We start from the raw sequence: 21,249 nt of genomic DNA on the forward strand, positions 1-21,249 counted from the left end.
ATTGTCTAAAGCATGGTAAATATTTAAACTAATATAAATCTGCTAAGTTGATTTTTTAGCTCAGCTATTTATTGAATTCATTAACCGGAAGAAGTATTCAGGTTTATGAGTCTTATTTAGGTTATACCATGAATGTAATGTGTCAGGTGCAAATACATCTAATTTTTTCAGTACTTCCATTGCAAATTCCAGAGGAGCTATTCCTGATGCAGTAACTAAATTCGCATCAGATACCGCAGATCCCAACTCATAGAACTTTTCTCCTTTATAGTTAGGACATACCATTTTAGTATATTCTAAATTATTACTTGTATGCTTTCTAGTATCTAAGTATCCCATATTCGCAAGGGCCTCAGTTGCACCACAAATTGCAGCAACAATAGTCCCAAGCTTTAAAGCTTGGCCAATTCTTTCCAAGATAGGTTGATGAATTTCTTCGCTCCAAGTAGTCCCTCCTGGTAAAATTAAAAGATCTTTACTCTCAAGAGTACATTCATCTAAGGAAATATCTGGTTTTATGCTCAGTCCTCCCATAGTTGTAATCATTTCTTTATTAGCTCCTACTGTAACTACTTTTAAAGGTGCTAAATCTTTTTTGAAATATCTTCCTGAGTTTAGTTCAGCAATTAAATACCCATATTCCCAGTCCGACATTGTATTAAATACATATAGAAAAACTTTTTTTGTTTGCATCCAATAACACTCCAATCACAATTGATATAGCTATTATAATATAACTTCCCTGACAGTTAACGTCAGGGAAGTTATCATACTTGATGAAATTTTATTAATTCCGACAGAACTTCAATAAGTCTTTTCTTAAGACTTATTGGCTCAATAACTTTAATAGATTTATTGTACGGTAAAAGTAAATAAGGTACATATGTATGTATCATATCTTTTTCAAGAAGAAAAACTGCTTGATTCGAAGTCCGTTCTTGTAAATAATGTCCTAAAAACCAATGTTGGCAAATATCAGCCAATACACTTTTATCCCCATTAATAACCAAAGAAATAATCCCTTCCTTATCTTCTATAGTTGGAAGAAGATTTTTTATAAAAAAGTCACGTGCTGAAAAATTTTCTGGCCGGTTAAACTTATTTTCGGTTAGCATTAGATTTTCAATTCGATCTACTCTAAAACTACGGATATCATTCCTAAGATGACAAAATCCAATCACATACCACTTATTATTCCAATAAATAATTCTGTACGGATCAACCAATCTATATTTTGATTGATCTTCGCCACTTTTATGGTAAAGAATTTTTAAAGAGTATCCGTTAGCTACGGCCTGCTCCAACTCCTTCAAGAAAGGTTCCATAGAGAGGGAACTTAATCGACTTATTACTTCAAGACTGGTCAAATGTTGGTTTATCTTTTTTTCCTGCTCTTGATTTGAATATTTGCTTAGCTTTGAAATAGCCCTATTTAGTGCTTCACCACCATAATATCCAGCTTCTTCTGCAAAAACAGCAGCATGATAAAGTGAAGTTTGCTCCTCAAAATCAAAAAAAAGAGGAGCCTCAATAAAATTGTTCAATAAAGTGTATCCACCGTTATGTCCTGGTTCTGAAATTATAGGTACGCCACTTGTTGAAATTGTATCAATATAACGATACACAGTCCTTATATTCATCTCTAACTTTTCTGAAATTTGTTTTGCAGTAATTTTTTCACCTGAACGAAGCATCCATAGAATTGCTAACATATTGTCAATTTTAGGCATATAATTCCACCTCTATATGGAATTTATTTCCTATTATATATTTCCGATTTTTGGTATAACTCATCAACTGTTCCTTTCCGATAGCTTTCTATATAATGAGGCCCTAGACACATTTGTAATTTCACAAATTTGATTTACTGTCATATCTCCCTCTTTATAAAGCTTTACTGCATAATTCATTCCTACATGATTTTTATGGTACTTTTTAGTAAAAAACCCCTCTATAAAAGCCTTTATAATATAGAGTATTGCGTAGATCATCGTAACAGTTATTTTAAACATAACTCACTACCATGCATGTTCCTTAATGCGTCTTCAATATTCATTAATCCAATATCGCCCTAGAAAATAAATCATGTATCTTTTCATCATTTTCACACGCTTGTTTAAATCCAACAGCGAATCGCAACAATGCGTCCTTTTCGCTGGCATATGCACAGAACATATCTGCTTCTGGGTCGAAACGTACAATGCCTTCTAGCTCTGGTAACTTCTCTTGCAAATACACATCCGCAAGCGAGCACCAATCGTAGCCGTTACCTTGGAATCCTTCGTCTGCCCGTGTTTCAAACAATTCCTGTTTATAAATGCCTACTTCTAACAGGAATGAAATATTTCCATTATCATGTTCAAGCCAACTAAAAGGTTTTAGTTCTTCATTCACCATTTGAGCATGTAGACTAGCTAGCTTATCCGCTGTAAAACTTAATATCCCCTCTTGACTTACAATTTCCCCCTGCTTTATGCGTTCATTTAACCAACTTGAAACAAAGTCTGGGGCATATCCTCCTGTACTGAAACCTTGTGCAAGTGCAATGATATTCTTGTAATCCGCTAAATATTGAGCTTGAGTCACCTTCGAATTAGCACCCGTGTACAACCAAAATTGGATATCATACATCAGCATGGATATCTCGTCTGCATGTAAAGCAAAATAGCCTTTGTCCGCTACAATTTGCGTACAAATACCTCGAATAAATGCTTCTATCCGATTTCCCTCTCCAGCTTTCTCACATAACGACTGTAACAAAGGAGAGAAGGGTACATGTTTCACCATATCCAAATCGTCAAGTTTATCTTGTTCTGATGTATCGAATACTCCCTCATTCACCAACCCGACAATAAAAGTCGCAAAGTTCGGCGCAAGGAAAGTAATATAGTAATCTGCCTCTTGGTCTACATGTACAACAGCAGGTTCACCATCTGCACCACATGCACGATAATCAAGCATAATGACATCATGACCTGCTGACGGGCAATCGGCTATGACAACGCCAATATTTGGGTAGCCCCAATCTTCCAACATAAAACTGCTTCCCAAACTACCACACAAACTATTTGCCTTTTCGCGACCAATGCCCATAATTCCTGTAATCGCCACATGATCTTCTGCCCAAGAAGTCGGCATAGCCGTTGGAAAACAAGTGTTTACTGGTATACCGCCGTTCTGTTGTTGCATAAACCAAATATAATCTGCTGGCAATTTATAGCCAAGTTCCTCTTCTATAGAAGCAATCATTTCAGTAGTGGGGGATACTTCTACATAATTTTTATCCGCATAATCGCTTTTTTCCCAAAATTGACTGAAATCACGCTCATGAAAAGGTACAAGCTTGATATCATCTAGCGCTTCCGCTGACTTTTTCATAGTATTCCGACAGGCTACTATATACTCTTCAGTTCTAGTATCAAACTGTAATTCCTTCGCTTTTTCAAATGCAGCCAGTGCTTCTTGCCATTCCTGGATATAGAAATAAGCATAGCCAACACGCCAATGCCAATCCGCATCTAGTTGCCCCTGTTTTTTTACTGTGCATAACTGGGACAACGCTTCATGATAACGCCCTAAATTATTAAGCGCACGACCATAATGACCTACTATTTCATAATCTCGCTCTGGCTTAGACAATTGTTCAATCGCTTCTACAATTTTTTCATGTTGATTTTCTTCATACCATTTTTCTAACATATTCAATAATTTTTTTTGCATAATCCAACTCCCTCTCAATCTTGTAATTCAGCTAAACAAGTATCTTGTATTTCTTCTGATGTTTGGCTAACAATAATGCCTTCCTCATGAATCACTAAATCAATCAATTCTTTTGCTTCCTTTAAAGAACATCCTGATAAGTCTATCAATTCTTTCATAAAAGGCAGATAATAACGTTTTGCAAATTTTTCTCTATATTTATCAGAATCTATTGTTGTGTTGCCAATCGGATAAAACATACTTTCACTTCCTTAGATATTAAAAAAATTATAAAACAAAAAACATTTGTTCTTGTTCGACCTATTATTCTATAAATCTCTAAAGTGAACCGTTAGCTGTAAGTGAGTTTCATTTTCATAAATAGATGATATTAAGTATTCGTAGTAATCTTCTTTACTATCTTCAACAAGAGTTAGATCTACATTGTAAAATCTAACTCTTGTTCCTACCCAAATCTTTTCTTCATCTCAGATGTTTAATTAAAGGAATCCATATAGATGTTTCCATCGTGACACCTCTAGCATACATAGGATGTTGATAAATATAGTTTCGTCGAATTTGCCTATAAAAACTACCAGTACAGTGGCTGTTGAGTATCCCAGAAGATCCAGCGGTACGATTCACGTATTGAACTTGTGCTAATCTCATACGGACTTGGCTCTGTACTAGTCAAATCAAGTATATGTAGCATTCCATTGTATGTACCGACAAGCAATATTGTCTCGTCAGAGTTTAATGCCATGCCACTGATTGTCCCAGATACGAAGTAACGCCAAAGTTCATTCCCCTCCAAATCAATCTTTCGTAAATAACCATATGCGTCACCCATAATGTTGCCCCCTTGCACTGCAACACCGGCATATACACGCATACTTTCATCTATTGAAAGGGGTTCTTCATTATTGTCCGGTTCAAGATCATGGAGTGCAATACCTAGCGTACATCCATTGTAAAAATGACATGCATTGAACCAAACATGCTCATCATCGGCACTGAACAAGCTGTAATGGGGATAACTCGACATCGGTTCAAATGAGCGCATAACATAATTTTCCATATCTAACAACAAATGATCGCTGTCTTGACTTCCATAAGCCAGCCATCCGCCGCTTCGCGAAACAGCTCCATGCGGCATCGCTAAACTTGCTGTCAAGTCATCATCTTCCTCAGCCCACTCCCTTATACTTTCCACTGACGGGTGCAACAAGAGGGGACCTGATTCCTCAATCAAATAGATACCATCATGCGACACCACCAACAACTTCGTGCCATCAGCGAATGGAATGACATCTGCGCTTCGATAGCTTTCTGGCTGTAAGGTCTCAATGTCGGGGTATTTTCCGCGCAATTGGTCGATGATTGTCGCCCATGTGTATGTAGCTAGCAGAGCGCCGTTTAACTCTCGATCAGGCTCTCGTACAATACGAACTCCTTGCTCATCCATCAAAGCAATGTCGCGCCCATCCGCAGAACAACTTGCCGCTCGTACATGCTCGATACGGTTTGCTTCGTGTTTATCCATCACATAGACAGTGCGTGATAAATCTTCATTTTGCGCTGCAACGAGTAATGCACTATCACGTAGAAACGCAATTGGATAAACTGCTCGCATCAGTTGGCTGTGCGTTTCCTGAAATGGCCAAGAAGCAGCTGGAAACTGTTCACGGAGCGTTTCCAGTTCTTTTGTTCTATTCGCCTGTTTAATAAACTTGTACACTTGCGAAGCTAATTGTCCACGTGAATCTTCAGACGGCTCCTCTCCTGGTGCTTCCCAGTTGCTTTCTAATCCTCTGCGCACGTAGGCATTAATCTCACTTGCATAACGTAACCCCTCATCTCGCCATTTCTGGGATAATTGTAAAGTATCATTTGTCATTGTAGTAGTCTCCTTATTAATTAACTAATCTGATCATGTTTTACGGTTTCCACATTATTCTGAACGCATCCTAACCGAAGCCAACTATCCGGCTAATGACCATCCCATTAAAATCAAAGTCAGATGCCCCAGTGCTAAGGAGCATAAGCGTTGATCTTCAGAAATATTTTCATATAAAAGATGCCCCTCGGAAATAGTGATTGCCTTAGAACTTGCTTTCATAGTTCAATCGTGTCAATGTATATAACAGGTTATAAACTTGGTTCAATAATTGAAAGATATTTCTCGAATTTTTGTGGGAACTGTAATGTCATAAAACGAGCTCCTCGATTCAAGTTAAGTCTATTATAGAACGAATGTTCCTGTTTAAGCTAGTCTAAAATACAAAAGGAGATGTCTGAAAAACTCTTTTGAGACATCTCCTTTGCGACGAGGATAGTAACAATTTGCTTTTGACACTTCTCTTTCGCGCAAAAAGCATCACCTCCTGCGATTACTCGTCGCAGAAAACAACTATTGTAACTACCGCATGAGCCGTGTTTTCCAGTACCAGAAGGACAGTGAAAGGTACAATGGTTCTTGGCGAATATTTTAGATACATGATTGAGGCTCTTTTTCTAAAAGATAGAAGATGCCAAGTCGCGTCCATCACTCAAGTCAAGAGCCCGTAGTCCCAATGCAGCAAACGCTACACTCCAACCATCACTGACAAGTACACCTTCTTTCTCTAAATCAAGCCACAAACTATGCCCTAGATTGCCGGGTATCACTGTGCGCCTGCGGAGTGAAACATCTGCATTCCTTCAACATTGGGTAAATCGCCTCGTTCGTAACTTTCCTTCATTTCCAAAACAAAAATGTTAACTCGGCCCGTCACAAGGAAACCAACAATCAGCCTTACATCATCGGATGCATAGGCGGCTAGGTCAGAGTGACTAGTCTGTTCAATGATTGTTTCGTAAATTTGCTTACTGGTGCGATCCTGAAGCATCTCTATCTTCTTTCGATCCGCCACCAACATACTGTCAATGATAGCTGTCAGATCGCCATGTGCAGCCATCCATTGTGAATCAAACGGATCGGCATCCCGCTGATCCAGGTATTGATCAATGACATCAGTATTGCCATATTTCGGATTGACTTTATAGGTGGACAACAAATCGATCCAAGCAGTTGTCTGATTAATATCTAACAATAAAATCCTCCTCTTTCTTGATTATTCTCCAACTCGAAGGTGGTGAACAAATCTGATTTTTTATCAAAAGCAACTGCGATTTTAACTATCTTGCAGCTCTTTTGCCCTCTATTTAAGCAATGCTTTAATATCATCTATTTTCATCTGAAACATGACAGCTAATAAAAATGACATTTTAGCTAGCATCTCCTCAACATTGCACTTCCTACTTTACAGAGAAGTCCTGTCTTTTAAAGAACTAAGGAAAGGAAAGGAAAGGAAAGGAAAGCTAAGCTAAGCAATTAGTAATCTTCCATCCAACCTACTAATTTTTCTAGCATTTCTTGGATTGGCGCTGATTCTTTTTCAATGCGCTGTGCTAGATTTTCCATACTACCAAAAATTTGATATAACACATAGCTACGTTGGTAATCTTCTTTGTTCTCCAGTTGATGTATCAATTCAGCTAGCAATTCCAGTTTATCAACTTGAATTCCTTTTAACTGCTCGAGCTCCCCCTCATTTGCGCTAAGTAAAATGTCAATCAGTACAGGCATCCGTTCCACTGATAGATCGTGCATGTTAAGAAAAGCTTCCGCATAGTTATTTTGTACAAGTTGGTGCTCTGAATCAACAAGTGACATATAGCTTTGCACAAGGGGAAAATAAGCATCGCTATAAAGCCCTAAACCAAATACAGCATATGTTCCAGGCATAGCGGATAGCTCGCTAGGCTCCACGTCCTCATACCATGCATATTCCTCCATTGCCACTTTTGCATAGTCGGCAATCAATGGGAACAGGTTTGGATACGTAAGGCAATTTGCAAAAAATTGATGCAGCTCAGTTTTCGCAAGGCCTTGAATCGGTAAATAGTTTTCTTCCTGACTCTCTAACTGTAAGCTATAGCCTTTGACAAAGCCCGCTTGTAACAAATCGATGATATAATGCAACGCTTCACGATAGGCTTCTTCTTCCTCAACAATGATGTGAATTGAAATGAATTTTTGAATATCATTGGCTGCTCCTTGAAAGCGCGCACTTTTCCTTCTATGTTCAAAATGATCACTGCCCTTTTGTAAATAATCCTCCGCCTTTTGTGAGCCAAGTTGCTGCGCCAATTCAAGATATTGCTTACGTGTATCAGGTTCTTTAGATCCGATTTGTAAGGCGATATAAACGAAGAACTTTAGCTCCTGCTGCTTAGGTCTTGCCGCTGAGTTTAGTATCCATTTCGTTTCATATTGTCCTGTCTCCTCAAAATAAACCGATAAAATATACTCCTCTGCCCAATCTTTAAATGCCAATGTATAATCATATTTCCACTGGTTTAAGCGTTCTTCATTCCCGCTATACTTCTCCAATAACCGTTGCACTAATGGCTCGATATCAGCTACGCTCTGATGGAAAAAATGTGGATTGACTAGGCAACGAGCAAAGAAAAATCCATCTTTCTTAGCAGGACATACAGGTAAATCAGCCATCACTTTTGTTTCAATAAAAGTAGCTAACGTTTGTTTCGCCAATGTGAATTTGTCGTTATTTAGTAGCTCTTTTTGATAGCAAACCGCACGCCCCTCATGCTCAAATTCCAATTTAAGTTGAAGGCGATAATCAAAAAGCTTCGCATGATATTCATCGGATTGAAAAACCGTATCCATTTTGGTACATAAAGCGGAAAATAATTCTTCTATTTGGTTGATATCTGTGATCTCTTGCATGTAATCGCCCGCTGCTACCTTATAAGCATCATCATGCCAACTAAATGGCTCGTATGTATACATCGAAATCGTTCCATAATGAGGGGTTCCCCATTGTAATTTATTCAATTTTTCTGATGTCCATTTCACCTTTACATAATGATGAACCCCTATATGGAGCCGGCTCCAGTCCTTCGTTTTACTAATTCGGTCATTTTCCTGCTGATAAAAGCGCTCTAACTGCTGCCATACATCCGCCAAAAACTGTTCTATATACTGTGACAAATTTCATTTCCCCCCATTTGATTGTTTTAATATAGAATTCCATTATTATTGTTATATCAGTAGTTGTCTCCGCGACACACAAAAGGACAATCGGAATTTCTTCATTATCAAACTACAAGTATCTAATTTTTGCACCAAAACCACGACGACCATCCTAGTATTCGTACACATCAATATCCATCAATTCATCACAAGACGGCAAAGTCAGTGCTCCTATTGTCATGACATGAGTTCCTTCAATATATCCTCAAAACGTTCACGATATGGCGATAAAATCCGCATAAATTTCGGGTTGGTGAAGTCATTCAAATGGACAATCAACTAACTAGTGTAGTAGCTCTGGTACATGTTCTTCAGAGCCACGGTCAACTCCTTTCGTATTTTACCAATATAGATTTTAATCAAAGTCGGAATACAGAATGTATTGCTGACATTCTAAGCATTGAAATAGATAACCTTGATGCGAGCCATTATTACGCAAAGTAGCGGCTAGCTCTTCTTTGGAATGACCATTAAAATGTTCAAACTCCTCCGTAATGCCCATCTCCACGAGCTCTTGCCAGCCAACATAGACAATAAATGCGCAATAATCCGTGCAATGGGCTACCCAATCATTTCCTTGCCAACTAATATATCCGGGTGTGCGATGCAACACTTCATCTGTATAGTCATCATTCTTCACTAGCTCGGAATTTAATAAATCCTGTTGAAATTGACCATCAAATTTTTGTGCAGCCAGCCCACTATGAATACAGCTTGGACAAAGATATTCCACCTCTTCAATCGCATAAATGCCTTTTGTACAATAAATGTCCACTTCTTGCTCACAGCAATCGCAAACAACTAATTCACCCGTTTTAAAAATATTCGCTTGTATTGGATTCGGCATATATTTAAATGTTGGTAATGGTATTTTCAACTCTGCTTCCTCCTGAATGTCACGTGGCAATAATGGCTTCACATTTTGTGGATTGTCAATCCAATATTTAATCGCGCCGTATCTGATCTTTTTTATTGCGTAAATCCATGACGGATGTAAAAATTTTGTATGCCTCTTCATACATTTGCAACATGCAAAAAATTTCGACGAGCATGCGCAAATTCACCTCTGTTGGCTCCGCTTTTTGAACTTGCTCCCTTATCTTATGCATGGCGTTAATTGCTTTGGCATTCTTTGCGTCAAACGTCTTTCTTTGCTCTTGCCATTGTGCAATAAGATTTTCTGTCATTTCTTATCCACCTTTCTCCATACGATGTAATGATTTAGAAAATCTCCCCCTCACCACTCACATCAAAAAAACCGACTCCATGCTTTTTTGCAAGCTCCTTCATCGTACTATTTGCTTCATCCGCTACAGACCAGGCAAAAGCTGTGTAAATCATGGCATAACCAATACTATATTCAGTCAAACGACTCTCTAACTCGTCCTCTTCATCCTCATCCAATAATTCCTCATCCACCAGATTCATATTGGGGAATTGTTCCACCATTTCCTGGTACCATTTTTGTAATGCTAGTGTTGTAACTGTTATTGTTGCGTAATCATGTGGTTCAGCCCATTTTGTTTGTTCATCATACCATTGCAAAAATGTTTCTTTATTGTTTGGAGCTTGTTCTTTATCAAAGACCATTAAATCATAACTCATCGTTTTCACCCTCCATAAAAAAAGAATATATGTTCCGTTTTTTTATTCTAGCATACTAGTATTTTTTTGAAAACATAGAAAAAATCGAGATAAAAACACTGCATTTCGAGCTGGAAATGCAGTGGAAAACGAGTCGTAAACAAAAACAGAATTGAAAGAATATACACAGTATGAGTATAGAGGACATCACAGAAGTTGTATTACGAGCCATTCAAGCACAAATAGCACTTGTCGATAATATGACCACTATCATCAAGGAAACTAATAAACAGCCTATCGTTCAGACGAAATCGAAACAATTTGAACAAGTATACAAGACTAAACAACAAGAGTTAGAAAAAATAACAGCCGTCACAGATAATCTGTATATAGATTGGAAATATGAAGATATTACAAAAGCTGAATACTTACGTATAAAAGCGAGATTTGACAACTTAGTATGCTTGAGCAAACCAAACTGTATGCTTTGCTTCATTTCCACAGCAAATACAAGCAGTTTTCGTAGTTGGTGGGTTAAATGGAATGTTACGAGAAGTATATTTTGTCTCTTCTTTCACTTTTTCCTCGCAGGCATCAGCTCCACACCATCCAGCAAGAACCCAACCAGGAATAGATCCGTTTTCCTTGGAAATGTTAATATGCTGCTGTAAATCTTTCAGTGTACCGATATTTGTATGGGCGTTTTCATCACGGAATTTACGTGCTTTATCGAATAAACGACTTTGCATTGTTGTCAGTTCTTCTTCAATTGCTACAACAATGTCGTTCAGGTCAATGGATTGCTTGTCATCTTCATCTCGTGCTTTTAACAATGCCTGGTTTTTCTCTAAGTCACGTGGACCTAATTCAACTCGAACTGGTACTCCTTTTAATTCCCATTCATTAAATTTGAAGCCAGGTGATTGGTCCGAATCATCTAGACGTACTCGAATTCCTTTCTTCTTAAGGATTACGAAGATGTCGTCTAGTTTTTCCATAATTTCAGGATTCTTTTTCCATGGACCTACAGGGATTAAGACAACTTGGGTCGGTGCAATTCTTGGTGGTAAAATTAGACCCTGCTCATCACCATGAACCATAATGACTGAACCTATTAAACGTGTCGAAGTCCCCCAAGATGTTGTGTGTACATATTCATGCTGATTAGCTTTGTTTAAATATTTAATATCAAAGGCTTCAGCGAATTTTGTCCCTAAATAGTGAGAGGTACCAGCTTGTACGGCCTTTCCATTTTTCATCATTGCTTCAATAGAAAATGTATCAACTGCTCCTGCAAAACGTTCAGAAGGTGTTTTTTGTCCATCATAGACAGGAATGGCAAGTAATCCCTCTACTACCTCTTTATAGATAGCTAACATTTGCATCGTTTCTTGACGTGCATCTTCTTCATCAATATGTGCTGTATGCCCCTCTTGCCACAAAAACTCAGATGTTCGAATGAACGGAAGAGTTTTCTTTTCCCAACGAAAAACATTTGCCCATTGATTAATTAAAACCGGCAAATCACGGTAGCTTTTAATCCAATTAGAATAGAGATGTCCTATCATCGTTTCAGAAGTTGGACGAAGTGCTAAACGTTCTTCTAATTTCTCGCCGGCTGCCTCCGTTACCCAAGGTAGCTCAGGTGAGAAACCTTCGATATGATCTTTTTCTTTTTGGAAGAAAGATTCAGGGATTAACATCGGGAAATAAGCGTTGCGATGGCCTGTTTCTTTAAAACGACGGTCCATCTCTTCTTGAATATGTTCCCAAATTTCATAGCCGTCTGGTTTAAAAGCGATACAGCCGCGAACTGGTGTATAATCCATTAAATCTGCCTTTTGGATCGTCTCGATGTACCATTTTGAAAAATCGTTTTGTTGTGTTGTCATTTTTTATCCTCCATTTCTGTAACTTTACCTTCTGAAAAAATAAAAAGCACAAAGCTGTCCTACAAATAAGGACGTCTTTGTGCCGACTAAACGTGGTACCACCTTGAATTTAGTTTTAAGAAAACCTTAAAACCCTCTAACGTTTTGTAACGAAAACGACTCGGTTATGTTTGCATAACATCTCCGTGGTAGGTTTCAGATAAGAAGCGGTGATATAGCTCTCAGCAATTGCTATATTCTCTGTTTCACTATTCTTACTTACTTGGTCACATCAACAATTTATATTTTATATAACTTTAGCAAAACAGTAGAATAATTTCAAATATTTCATTAAATACAATTATTTTTCGGGAAATATCAGAAAATTGACTTTACTTCCCTGTCTAGCCAAAAAGAGAAAACAGTAAAACTCGCTACACCGTTCCTCTTTCGTTGTAAAGTTGCTTTTCATAATAAAATAACCTTAAACACATAGAGGATCTTGTCCTAAATTAAGGTCAAGATCCTCCATATTGTCTACATGTAACTTTCTACTATCAGTTTAGTAAAGTCTGCTACCGATAATGGCTTACTGAAATAATAGCCCTGTACGTACTCGCAGCCATGTTCACGTAGCACGTTTAATTCTGCCTCTTCCTCGACACCTTCAGCTACTACTTGCAGATTTAAGGCATGCGCTAGAGAGATCATAGCTGAAATCATAGCAATGCCTGATTTTTCAGGTACAATATTACGAACGAATGCACGATCAATTTTCAAAACATCTACTGGGAAAGTCTTTAAATAATTTAACGATGAATAACCAGTTCCGAAATCATCTAATGAAATCGTAATACCAAGTGCTCTTAATTGCTTGATTGTATTAATTAAGTCTTCTGTATAATCCAACATACTCATCTCAGTAATTTCAATTTCTAAGAAGTGCGGATCTAATTTAGTTTCCGTAATAACTTCGTGTACCATCTCGACAAAACCTGTTGTACTAATATGAATCGGAGAAATGTTCACGGCAACACGTAAGTTTGAATTATGTACTTCATTCCAAGTGCGTGCCTGGGCAGATGCTTTTCTTAACACCCATACCCCTATATCATTTATGAGTCCACATTGCTCAGCAAATGGAATAAAGCGATCCGGTGGCATATGACCTAGGTCAGGGTCGTGCCAACGAAGTAATGCTTCCATGCCAATCACTGTATTCGTTTTTAAATTGATTTTAGGCTGATAATGTAATTCTAAAACATCTGTTTTTAGAGCTTGATGTAATTTTGTTTCAAGTAATAACCATTTATCATTGACCTCCTCCATATTTGGACGATATAAGCGATATTGATTACCACGTAAAGATTTTGCAGCATACATGGCGATATCTGCATTTTTCAATAATTCCTCAGGAGAGTTCGCATGATCTGGGAAAATACTAATTCCAATACTAATACTTGCGTAAAATTCATACGAATCAACAACAAAACTCTCATTAAAGACGTTGATTATCTCCTCAGCCTTGTCCTCAATACAGTCAACGTCGTTTAGTATAATAACAAATTCATCACTGTTGTGGCGGTAAATAGAATTTGATGTATAATCAACGTTACGTAGACGATTCGCCATTTCTACTAAGAACATATCCCCGATGATATGACCAAGTCCATCGTTAATGTTTTTAAAACGATTTACATCAATGAAAAATAACGCAAACTTCTCTCCTGTACGTCGAGATTGATGGAATTCATTTTCCAAACGTTGTTCTAACTTACGACGATTTGGTAGTCCTGTTAATTCATCATGATAGGCAATATGAGTTATCTTTTTTATATCTTTTTGAGCGGTAATATCTACCCTTATAGCAATATATTGATATGGTTTACCATTGTCATCAAGAAAAGGAAAAATCGTTGTCTTCACCCAGTAAAGGCTGCCATCCTTCGCTCGATTGCACACCTCGCCATTCCACATTTCACCCTTGCCTATAGTTTTCCACATCTCTCTAAAGAATGATCTTGGATGGAAACCTGAATTGAGTAAACGGTGATCCTGCCCTAATAATTCTTCTCGAGTATATTTAGATATTTTGCAAAAATGATCATTAACAAACGTAATTTTCCCTGTTCGATCTGTAATTGCTACAATGATTGAACTATTCATTACTGAAAAAATATCTTGTAATTCTTTCAAACTATAGTTAACTTGATTGATACTATTAGGCATGATATTCATCATTTTCATTCTCCGTTCATTAGAAGGGTTTGGTACTTTTGTTTTATATTTCTACGAGGTATAAAGTTATGGGATATCGCCCTTTTTTATGTAATTACATTATAGTCTTAGAAAAGAGGTTAATTCAACCTAAATATCTAAACATTCAAATCTATATTTGAGGATATTCAATAAAAGTGACACAAAAAACAAGGTCTTTTAACATACTAAAAATGCTTGTGTTTAAATACTTTAATTACCTTAGTGCTATCTATATGCTATGTTTAGCCTATTTATCTTTAGAAATACGAATTTTCTGTAATTTCTAGATACTTGAATAATTACTTCATTTATGCTAGAAAGCAAAAAGCCTTACTGTCACATATGGGCAGTAAAGCTTTTTATAAACTAAGAGACTTCATATTCTATTTGACCTCCCAATGTTTTGGCTCGTTCATTGTAAGCATCTAATTGCTCTTGTGATAAGTTTAAAATATAGTAGTGAAAATTTATTGGCTCTAAACCATGTTTCTCACATACTTGTCGATAAAAATCATAGCCTTCTCGATAATCTGCCATCCTAATAACTTCCTTTCATTTGTGTAGCTTTGTTATAATATTCTAATTGCTCTTGCGATAATTGATTGACATATCTTGTTCTATAACAGAATTTTATTTTCGTTAATAATATATAACAGATGATTTGCTATGTCAATGAATTTTCTGATATTTCTTTCAAGTATACGAAAGCCCAGTCCATCTAAATTAGTATGGCTGGGCTTTTCATAAAATATTCACGTCGGCGTCCGTCATAACCACATCCTTTAATCATAAAACTGTTAAATTCCTAATTGTTTGGCTTGCATATTATAAGCTGAAAGTTGTTGCTGTGATAACTGAAGCAAATAGTAGCGGAATGAAATTGGCTCAAGACCATAGCGCTCACACATCTCACAATAAAATTCATAACCATCACGATACTTTGACATTAGAATTCCTCCTCGAATTAAACTGTTTTATAACAGTTGTGATTATTTTTATTTAATATATAACAGATGGTTTATTTCGTCAAGCATTTCAAAAAAAGTTTGATTAAAAACATGACAAAAGCCATTGTTTTGAAAAAAGATCGTTCAAAACAATGGCTCTCGTTATAATAAAATATTAAAGAATTTTGGGAAGTAACTCTACTTTTACCTTTAGTTTTATATCTACAGGAGGCTCTTCCTCTTCTACAACGCAATAGATAACATAAGCTCCTTCGGGTAATCCCTCAAATACATGGTCAAAACCTTCATTACTTTTTAAAACACCATCTAGAACTTTTGTTTCTTTATCTACATTTCGAATTTTGTAAATAAAGCTCTCAGTACCAGTGTTTGTTAAAGATATTTTAAATGGTACATTTCCATCATAAGTAAAATATGATTGACTTTCACCTATCGGAGACGTTATCTCTTCATCAATCTCAATTGGGTGAGTGGTTCTTATTGATTCTGGGCCTTTCTCCTTTTGAGTGATATCTGCGACAATAGGTTGATCGTCTTTCTCCTTATGACTGGTATCCAAAACAACAGTTTCATCATTTTTTGCAACCTTTGACGCTGCATCAGAAGACGTTTCTTTTGTTTTAGTTGCACACCCTGATAAGAGTATAATAGAAGTACATATACTAACTAACTTATAAATTCTCATAACTTCTCCTATCTAAAACTAGTAAATAATGATAATTATACCATAAAGCGCATAAAAAAGAAGGAAAGGCTCTTTGCTCTTTCCTTCTTTTTTATGTGTCTAATTTCTCAATCTCTTTATGTTGATTACGAGAAATTAGACCTTTCACCATATATTTTTCAATAGTCGGATAATCATTCTAGGAATAAAAATTATGATGTTCCAAATTATATCAAATGCGATTGAATTTTTTATTTCAATTAGAATTTCTTTAATATAATGTCGTGCTTTTCTTTTGTTTCATTCTTTGTATTCAGTCTCCGGCGGTTCATTAGTGCTCAACTTTGATGAATGCTTTGATTTCTTTTATTTGTTCAATATGTCGTTGTTCATGAATATAAACTAGTTCTACCCATTGATCGAGGGGTAATTCACCAAGAACAGGATGTTTAAAGGATTTTTCTGTTAATATGGATGGATCTTCAATTGTCTCAAGGAAAGTTGTAAATTTCTTTCTAGAATCATTTAGGAACTCAATGATTTGCTGAACTGTCAAAAAGTCTTTAGCTGGTTCAAGAAATTCTGGTGCTTGAACTTTCGTTGTTCTATCTAATATAAGATGAACATTTTTACGTTCCGTTTGCTGACTATCTTCTTGTTTTAATCCCCACGCAATCACTCTTATAAAAGATGCCTCCGTTAAAGTTAAGTGATGGCACACCTGGGCGATACTCCAACAATCCGCATCAGGCTTAGCATTGAATTGACTATCACTCAATAATTTAATTTCCTCAACTAAGCTTTCTCTTGTTTCACATAGATGATCGTTTATTAATTGATTCATAGGTATCTCCTCCACTAACGTTTTTTACTCCCTTTTCTGTATATGTTTTATACAATGTAAAGTATTCTTTTATATTTGCTTTATCAATATTCGTTTACCAGTCTTTGCAGATTTTCGAACTACATCTAACAATCGATGCAGTTTGACAGCGTCATTAAAATCCGGAATTTGCTTACTGCTCTCAACAATATCTTTTGCCAACATCGTATAAGCTTGATTCACAAAGCTTATCGCGTCATTATTTAGTTCTGATGGAATTTTTACTTCTTCATATAAAGCATCTTTAGAGTCAAATAAATTATTTGGATGTATCATTTTTTCAATGATTAGGTTACCAAATTGGACATGGCCATAAGAATTTTTCTGTGTTAAGCGAAATGCTCCCTTTTCGCCCCTAATTTCTAATTGAAAAGCAGGATAAACTCCACCTTGGACATGTACAGATGCTGAAGTACCATTCATGAGCGTCCCCTGTATTAATATTTGATCAGCTGTATTTTTTTCTGTTGACTGGCCTGTTTCTTGTAAGAACGCTTCGGTATAATGGACATTCATTGTAGCGGATAGTTCTTTAAAATCACCTAAAATATAACAGAGTACATCTAGTGAATGCCCGCCGTTAATGGAAAGAAGGGTTGCTCCATTATCTTCGTGTAAAAGATAACGGCTTTTTTCATCTGTTATTCCACCTTTACCTTGTGTTGCAACTTGCATAGTACAGGAAATTACCTTACCGATATCCCCTTGGTGAATTGCTTGTTTTAAATAATTAACTTCTGGAGATTGCCTTCCTTGTAATCCAATTGCATGATGAATATTTCTTTCTTCTGCCAATTGAGCCATTTTTTCTGCTTGCTTCGTATTAATAGCTAGTGGCCATTCACAATAAATATGTTTATTTTCTTCTAATACTGCCAGCACAGCATCATAATGATGAGGGACTTTGATACTTACAACTACTAAGTCAACATCTTTCGATTGCGCTAATTCCTTATAGTTTGTAAAAGCATAAGGAGCATTAAGAATTTTAGCACTTTCTTTGGCAGTAACCATATTGGAAGTTCCGATTGCTGTTATTTTGTAAAAGGGATTGTTCTTTAGTGCTGGAATATGTGTTTGACTTGCCCATTGATTATTCAAGGATCCACCTATAATTCCTACATTTATAATTCTATTTTCCATTAAAAATTCCTCCAAAACATTATCATTACTATTATTAACAGGCAGTAATGTATCTGTAGCGATGAATCGACGGCTACAAGACTCCCACCTCAAAACTTAGCGTGTGAAGACTAGTTAGGAATGAAAAAACCCCACTGATAAAAGTTTCTCTATCTCCTTATACAAAGTATAATGAAAACAAGACATCATTTTAAATGTTAATTCATGTTGGTCTTATCACTTTTTTTGATGGATGTGAAAAGAATTGGATATTGAAAATATGAAAGCATTTGTGTCAGTTGCAGAATTGAAAAGTATATCTGCTGCTGCTGCTAAATTGAATCACCTACAATCAAATATGACGGCAAAAATTAAAAAGATTGAAAACCATTATAATCAAGAATTATTTATTAGAAATTCTAAAGGTGTAACACTAACGAAAGATGGAGAAGAATTATATCATCAATTTAAGAGAATATTATTTCTTTGGGAAGAAACAGAAAATATGATGAAAAAACACGAGGAAAAACTCCGAGTTGGAACGATGATTTCAATGGGAGGAACTCAAATATCACAAGCTTTAAATGCACTTTATCAAACATACCCTAATTTATCGGTAACTTTAAAAACAGGTTCAACAGAGTATATAGAAAATCAAATTTTTCTAGGGAAAATTGATCTAGCATATACGATTGGCTCATTAAAAAATAATAATATTAAGTATAAAAAAGTAGCTATTGAAGAAATGGTTATTATAGGTCAAGGTATTAATCGGAATACAATATTCGAGGATTATATGAGTGAAAAAAACTTTCTTGTGCTATCTGATAACTGTTTGTATCTTTCGATTTTACGAAATATATGTATGAAGTTAGATATTACGCAGGGAGAAATAATTGAAGTAGGAGATCCAGAAACTTTATTACAATTTGCCACGATGGGCATGGGAATTACTTTAATTTCTAAACGTATAGCAAGACGATACAACATTGAACAATACTTAGATGTACCATCACCATTTAGATTCGTTGATTTATATTTAATTACTCGTTTAAATCACGAATTTACGCCAATTGAAAGACAGTTTATTGAGCTTACAAACTCTATTGATGAAATGAAAGCTACTAACAGATAATCGTACCAAAAAGCCGAGTCCTACAAATGTAAGGATCATCGGCTTCTTTAGTTGGCTATTTTATTCAATGAAATGCTCTCTAGTACGAACAATATTGAACGGATTATTTTCGAGTACATGTTGCAGCTCTTCATCTTCAATATGAGTATAGATTTGTGTCGTTGCAACACTTGAATGCCCAAGTATATGCTGGAGACTTCGAATATCTGCCCCTGATTTATACATCATTGTTGCGGAAGTATGACGTAACTTATGTGGCGTCAGTCGTTCTTTTTGAAGTCCGGATTGCTGATTAATTTGTTTAACGATTTTTGCAACGGTTTGACGAGTAAAGCGTGTTCCTTTTTGTGAGACGAAAAGAGGCTCTTCTCCTTCACCTTTATATACTGTCTTTCCGCTATTTTCATAGTCTGCAAGTGCCTGGATGCAGCTATCATTCAAATAAACGGTCCGCTCTTTATTCCCTTTACCAACAACCGTTAAGTAGCGCCCTTGTATAGATGACCTATTTAGCTGACAAAGCTCTGTCACACGAATTCCTAAATTCAAGAAAAACATCATCATACAATAATTCCTCGGTGAAGCACGATTTGGCTGGATGCCATCGATAAATTGCGTCGCTTCCTCGATGTTCATATAGATAGGTTTTTTCCGTCCTATTTTTGGCGTTTCTAATTCATCTGCCGGATTTTCCTCTAGTAGACGTCGTTTCCCTTTTAAATATTTAAAAAATGATTTTAACGTTGCTACTTTACGCGCTCTCGCAGATGCTGAATTCCCTCGCTGCACCTCGCAATATTCCATAAATAAATAAAGATCCTCTAGTGTCATTTCACGAATTTCTTCTATTGAAATAGTAGAAATATCTATTTTCGTTAAATCTGAACTATCATGATCATTCTGAATTGCTAGGTAGAAACGGAAGAATAATGTCAAATCATATTCATATTCTTTTCTTGTGCGATGAGACTTCCCTTTAATCGTCGTTAAATAGACGAGGAAATCTCTCATTATTTTAGGAAGCTTCGTCTTTTCCATAAAATCACCTCTATTTTCTCTATTTTACCACGAAAAAACGTTCCCAAATATAAATTTGGGAACGTTATGGTGAAAAATATGCTCCTTTTTATATTTCGGAACAAACGTTCTGTTTATGGACGAAAAAAAAGATGATTCCCTTTTGAAAGAAAATCACCTTTTTTTAAAAGTATTTATGAAAGTTTCACTTTTTAGGTATAAAACACGAAAAAAATGAATATTTAAATCTAGTGAGTCAAATGCTCTGAGACGATTCGAAAAATAAAAAGATGGGCAACTGTACGTGTCGATTCTTCTCATAACACGCATGGGATTATTTGTATTTTTGTCGATTTCGGTATGAAAAACGTTACTTTACAAAAATACTATACGTCCCATCTACCTGTTTTGTTAGAGACCAGTTTGTTGATAGCATATGTTGAAGCTTAGCGATAGCTTCCTCATCACAAGTTAAATGCTGGATTCCTGTTTCTAATAATTGATAATCCTTACCTTCTTCTAATTGGAAACGAAGATACAGTAAACGTTGAATGCCTGGCAAAGTTACATATTTGATACGGTAGTTACCATGCAGAGCGTTCAACAATAATTGTTCCCCTTCTTGATAAAGTGCCATTGTTTCGGAAAATTCATAGTTTGGTACTTTTTCCTGCCAAACTGATACATCCCCTGTTTGCAATGTACGCACAATCTCCTCATCAGTAAAATCTAATTTTGAAAGCTTGTCTAGCTCATAAGCTTGCATTAAATTAATGATTGTCATTTTATTAGCTCCTTTTATATGTATTTATCTTCATTCCTCTAAAAGTGATGAGATGAATGCAGATGTGGTTCCATTTCAATTGGTAACCATTAACTACAATTACGCCAAGGCGAAATTGATTCTTACTAAGTGTATCACGTTTTCTTTACTACTTAAATTCGGAGG

21 protein-coding genes, 1 pseudogene and 1 other annotated feature are annotated in these 21,249 nt (G+C 36.1%); of the genes and pseudogenes, 1 reads left to right on the plus strand and 21 read right to left on the minus strand.

Annotation, left to right across the window (positions count from 1 at the left end; translation table 11 throughout):
- Positions 1 to 60: 60 nt before the first annotated feature.
- The 19 genes and pseudogenes from ACYQ73_RS06940 to ACYQ73_RS07030 form a co-directional block, all read right to left on the minus strand.
- A complete protein-coding gene (locus tag ACYQ73_RS06940; RefSeq protein WP_460011799.1) occupies positions 61 to 693 on the minus strand; it encodes a type 1 glutamine amidotransferase family protein in 633 nt (210 codons plus the stop codon).
- A 74-nt stretch (positions 694 to 767) separates the two neighbouring features.
- Positions 768 to 1,730, minus strand: a complete 963-nt coding sequence (locus ACYQ73_RS06945; RefSeq protein WP_460011800.1) for a helix-turn-helix transcriptional regulator — start codon at positions 1,728 to 1,730, stop codon at positions 768 to 770.
- Positions 1,731 to 1,793: 63 nt separating this feature from the next.
- Positions 1,794 to 1,937 (minus strand): annotated as a pseudogene (locus ACYQ73_RS06950) (helix-turn-helix domain-containing protein); the annotation flags it as partial.
- A 118-nt stretch (positions 1,938 to 2,055) separates the two neighbouring features.
- Entirely contained in the window at positions 2,056 to 3,720 is a 1,665-nt protein-coding gene (locus ACYQ73_RS06955; RefSeq protein WP_460011801.1) for an Imm51 family immunity protein, read from the minus strand.
- A 14-nt stretch (positions 3,721 to 3,734) separates the two neighbouring features.
- On the minus strand, positions 3,735 to 3,959 hold the full coding sequence (locus tag ACYQ73_RS06960) for a hypothetical protein (RefSeq protein ID WP_460011802.1): 225 nt from the start codon (positions 3,957 to 3,959) through the stop codon (positions 3,735 to 3,737).
- A gap of 332 nt (positions 3,960 to 4,291) precedes the next feature.
- Positions 4,292 to 5,596, minus strand: a complete 1,305-nt coding sequence (locus tag ACYQ73_RS06965) for a hypothetical protein (RefSeq protein ID WP_460011803.1) — start codon at positions 5,594 to 5,596, stop codon at positions 4,292 to 4,294.
- 617 nt (positions 5,597 to 6,213) lie between these two features.
- Positions 6,214 to 6,366 (minus strand): hypothetical protein, encoded by a 153-nt coding sequence (locus ACYQ73_RS06970; RefSeq protein WP_460011804.1) that lies wholly within the window; start codon positions 6,364 to 6,366, stop codon positions 6,214 to 6,216.
- Positions 6,363 to 6,791 (minus strand): hypothetical protein, encoded by a 429-nt coding sequence (locus ACYQ73_RS06975; protein ID WP_460011805.1) that lies wholly within the window; start codon positions 6,789 to 6,791, stop codon positions 6,363 to 6,365. Before ACYQ73_RS06975 ends, ACYQ73_RS06970 begins: the two co-directional genes overlap by 4 nt.
- A gap of 281 nt (positions 6,792 to 7,072) precedes the next feature.
- Positions 7,073 to 8,755, minus strand: a complete 1,683-nt coding sequence (locus tag ACYQ73_RS06980; RefSeq protein ID WP_460011806.1) for a DUF6138 family protein — start codon at positions 8,753 to 8,755, stop codon at positions 7,073 to 7,075.
- 397 nt (positions 8,756 to 9,152) lie between these two features.
- Positions 9,153 to 9,674: a CbrC family protein gene (locus tag ACYQ73_RS06985; protein WP_460011807.1), complete on the minus strand. Its 522-nt coding sequence runs from the start codon at positions 9,672 to 9,674 to the stop codon at positions 9,153 to 9,155.
- A 67-nt stretch (positions 9,675 to 9,741) separates the two neighbouring features.
- A complete protein-coding gene (locus ACYQ73_RS06990; RefSeq protein ID WP_460011808.1) occupies positions 9,742 to 9,984 on the minus strand; it encodes a hypothetical protein in 243 nt (80 codons plus the stop codon).
- 34 nt (positions 9,985 to 10,018) lie between these two features.
- A complete protein-coding gene (locus tag ACYQ73_RS06995) occupies positions 10,019 to 10,402 on the minus strand; it encodes a hypothetical protein (RefSeq protein WP_460011809.1) in 384 nt (127 codons plus the stop codon).
- Positions 10,403 to 10,836: 434 nt separating this feature from the next.
- Entirely contained in the window at positions 10,837 to 12,273 is a 1,437-nt protein-coding gene (proS, locus tag ACYQ73_RS07000) for a proline--tRNA ligase (protein ID WP_460011810.1), read from the minus strand.
- 64 nt (positions 12,274 to 12,337) lie between these two features.
- Positions 12,338 to 12,557 (minus strand) — a binding site (T-box leader).
- A gap of 232 nt (positions 12,558 to 12,789) precedes the next feature.
- Positions 12,790 to 14,493 carry a putative bifunctional diguanylate cyclase/phosphodiesterase gene (locus ACYQ73_RS07005; protein WP_460011811.1) on the minus strand — a complete coding sequence of 568 codons (1,704 nt, stop codon included), beginning with the start codon at positions 14,491 to 14,493 and terminating at the stop codon, positions 12,790 to 12,792.
- 384 nt (positions 14,494 to 14,877) lie between these two features.
- On the minus strand, positions 14,878 to 15,048 hold the full coding sequence (locus ACYQ73_RS07010) for a transcriptional regulator (protein ID WP_460011812.1): 171 nt from the start codon (positions 15,046 to 15,048) through the stop codon (positions 14,878 to 14,880).
- A gap of 260 nt (positions 15,049 to 15,308) precedes the next feature.
- Positions 15,309 to 15,458, minus strand: a complete 150-nt coding sequence (locus tag ACYQ73_RS07015) for a hypothetical protein (protein ID WP_049665318.1) — start codon at positions 15,456 to 15,458, stop codon at positions 15,309 to 15,311.
- A gap of 175 nt (positions 15,459 to 15,633) precedes the next feature.
- Positions 15,634 to 16,164: a hypothetical protein gene (locus tag ACYQ73_RS07020; protein ID WP_460011813.1), complete on the minus strand. Its 531-nt coding sequence runs from the start codon at positions 16,162 to 16,164 to the stop codon at positions 15,634 to 15,636.
- Between the two features lie 310 nt (positions 16,165 to 16,474).
- Complete coding sequence (locus ACYQ73_RS07025; RefSeq protein ID WP_460011814.1) at positions 16,475 to 16,987, minus strand: DinB family protein; 513 nt, start codon at positions 16,985 to 16,987, stop codon at positions 16,475 to 16,477.
- A 69-nt stretch (positions 16,988 to 17,056) separates the two neighbouring features.
- Complete coding sequence (locus ACYQ73_RS07030; RefSeq protein WP_460011815.1) at positions 17,057 to 18,169, minus strand: Gfo/Idh/MocA family protein; 1,113 nt, start codon at positions 18,167 to 18,169, stop codon at positions 17,057 to 17,059.
- Positions 18,170 to 18,413: 244 nt separating this feature from the next.
- On the opposite strand from ACYQ73_RS07030, the gene ACYQ73_RS07035 reads away from it, so the two are divergent.
- Positions 18,414 to 19,283: a LysR family transcriptional regulator gene (locus ACYQ73_RS07035; protein ID WP_460011816.1), complete on the plus strand. Its 870-nt coding sequence runs from the start codon at positions 18,414 to 18,416 to the stop codon at positions 19,281 to 19,283.
- Between the two features lie 60 nt (positions 19,284 to 19,343).
- Here ACYQ73_RS07035 and ACYQ73_RS07040 read toward each other — a convergent pair whose 3' ends face one another.
- The gene (locus tag ACYQ73_RS07040; RefSeq protein ID WP_460011817.1) at positions 19,344 to 20,321 is read right to left on the minus strand and encodes a tyrosine recombinase XerC; all 978 of its coding nucleotides are present in this window, start codon (positions 20,319 to 20,321) and stop codon (positions 19,344 to 19,346) included.
- A gap of 349 nt (positions 20,322 to 20,670) precedes the next feature.
- The gene (locus ACYQ73_RS07045; RefSeq protein ID WP_460011818.1) at positions 20,671 to 21,084 is read right to left on the minus strand and encodes a hypothetical protein; all 414 of its coding nucleotides are present in this window, start codon (positions 21,082 to 21,084) and stop codon (positions 20,671 to 20,673) included.
- Between the last annotated feature and the right edge of the window lie 165 nt (positions 21,085 to 21,249).

The sequence above is a fragment of the Lysinibacillus sp. CTST325 genome (assembly GCF_054665055.1).

Coding starts and splice junctions, on each gene's coding strand:
- ACYQ73_RS06940 (WP_460011799.1), bottom strand. CDS start 693: ATGCAAACAAAAAAAGTTTTTCTATATGTATTTAATACAATGTCGGAC.
- ACYQ73_RS06945 (WP_460011800.1), bottom strand. CDS start 1,730: ATGCCTAAAATTGACAATATGTTAGCAATTCTATGGATGCTTCGTTCA.
- ACYQ73_RS06955 (WP_460011801.1), bottom strand. CDS start 3,720: ATGCAAAAAAAATTATTGAATATGTTAGAAAAATGGTATGAAGAAAAT.
- ACYQ73_RS06960 (WP_460011802.1), bottom strand. CDS start 3,959: ATGTTTTATCCGATTGGCAACACAACAATAGATTCTGATAAATATAGA.
- ACYQ73_RS06965 (WP_460011803.1), bottom strand. CDS start 5,596: ATGACAAATGATACTTTACAATTATCCCAGAAATGGCGAGATGAGGGG.
- ACYQ73_RS06990 (WP_460011808.1), bottom strand. CDS start 9,984: ATGACAGAAAATCTTATTGCACAATGGCAAGAGCAAAGAAAGACGTTT.
- ACYQ73_RS06995 (WP_460011809.1), bottom strand. CDS start 10,402: ATGAGTTATGATTTAATGGTCTTTGATAAAGAACAAGCTCCAAACAAT.
- proS (WP_460011810.1), bottom strand. CDS start 12,273: ATGACAACACAACAAAACGATTTTTCAAAATGGTACATCGAGACGATC.
- ACYQ73_RS07005 (WP_460011811.1), bottom strand. CDS start 14,493: ATGATGAATATCATGCCTAATAGTATCAATCAAGTTAACTATAGTTTG.
- ACYQ73_RS07010 (WP_460011812.1), bottom strand. CDS start 15,048: ATGGCAGATTATCGAGAAGGCTATGATTTTTATCGACAAGTATGTGAG.
- ACYQ73_RS07015 (WP_049665318.1), bottom strand. CDS start 15,458: ATGTCAAAGTATCGTGATGGTTATGAATTTTATTGTGAGATGTGTGAG.
- ACYQ73_RS07020 (WP_460011813.1), bottom strand. CDS start 16,164: ATGAGAATTTATAAGTTAGTTAGTATATGTACTTCTATTATACTCTTA.
- ACYQ73_RS07025 (WP_460011814.1), bottom strand. CDS start 16,987: ATGAATCAATTAATAAACGATCATCTATGTGAAACAAGAGAAAGCTTA.
- ACYQ73_RS07030 (WP_460011815.1), bottom strand. CDS start 18,169: ATGGAAAATAGAATTATAAATGTAGGAATTATAGGTGGATCCTTGAAT.
- ACYQ73_RS07040 (WP_460011817.1), bottom strand. CDS start 20,321: ATGGAAAAGACGAAGCTTCCTAAAATAATGAGAGATTTCCTCGTCTAT.
- ACYQ73_RS07045 (WP_460011818.1), bottom strand. CDS start 21,084: ATGACAATCATTAATTTAATGCAAGCTTATGAGCTAGACAAGCTTTCA.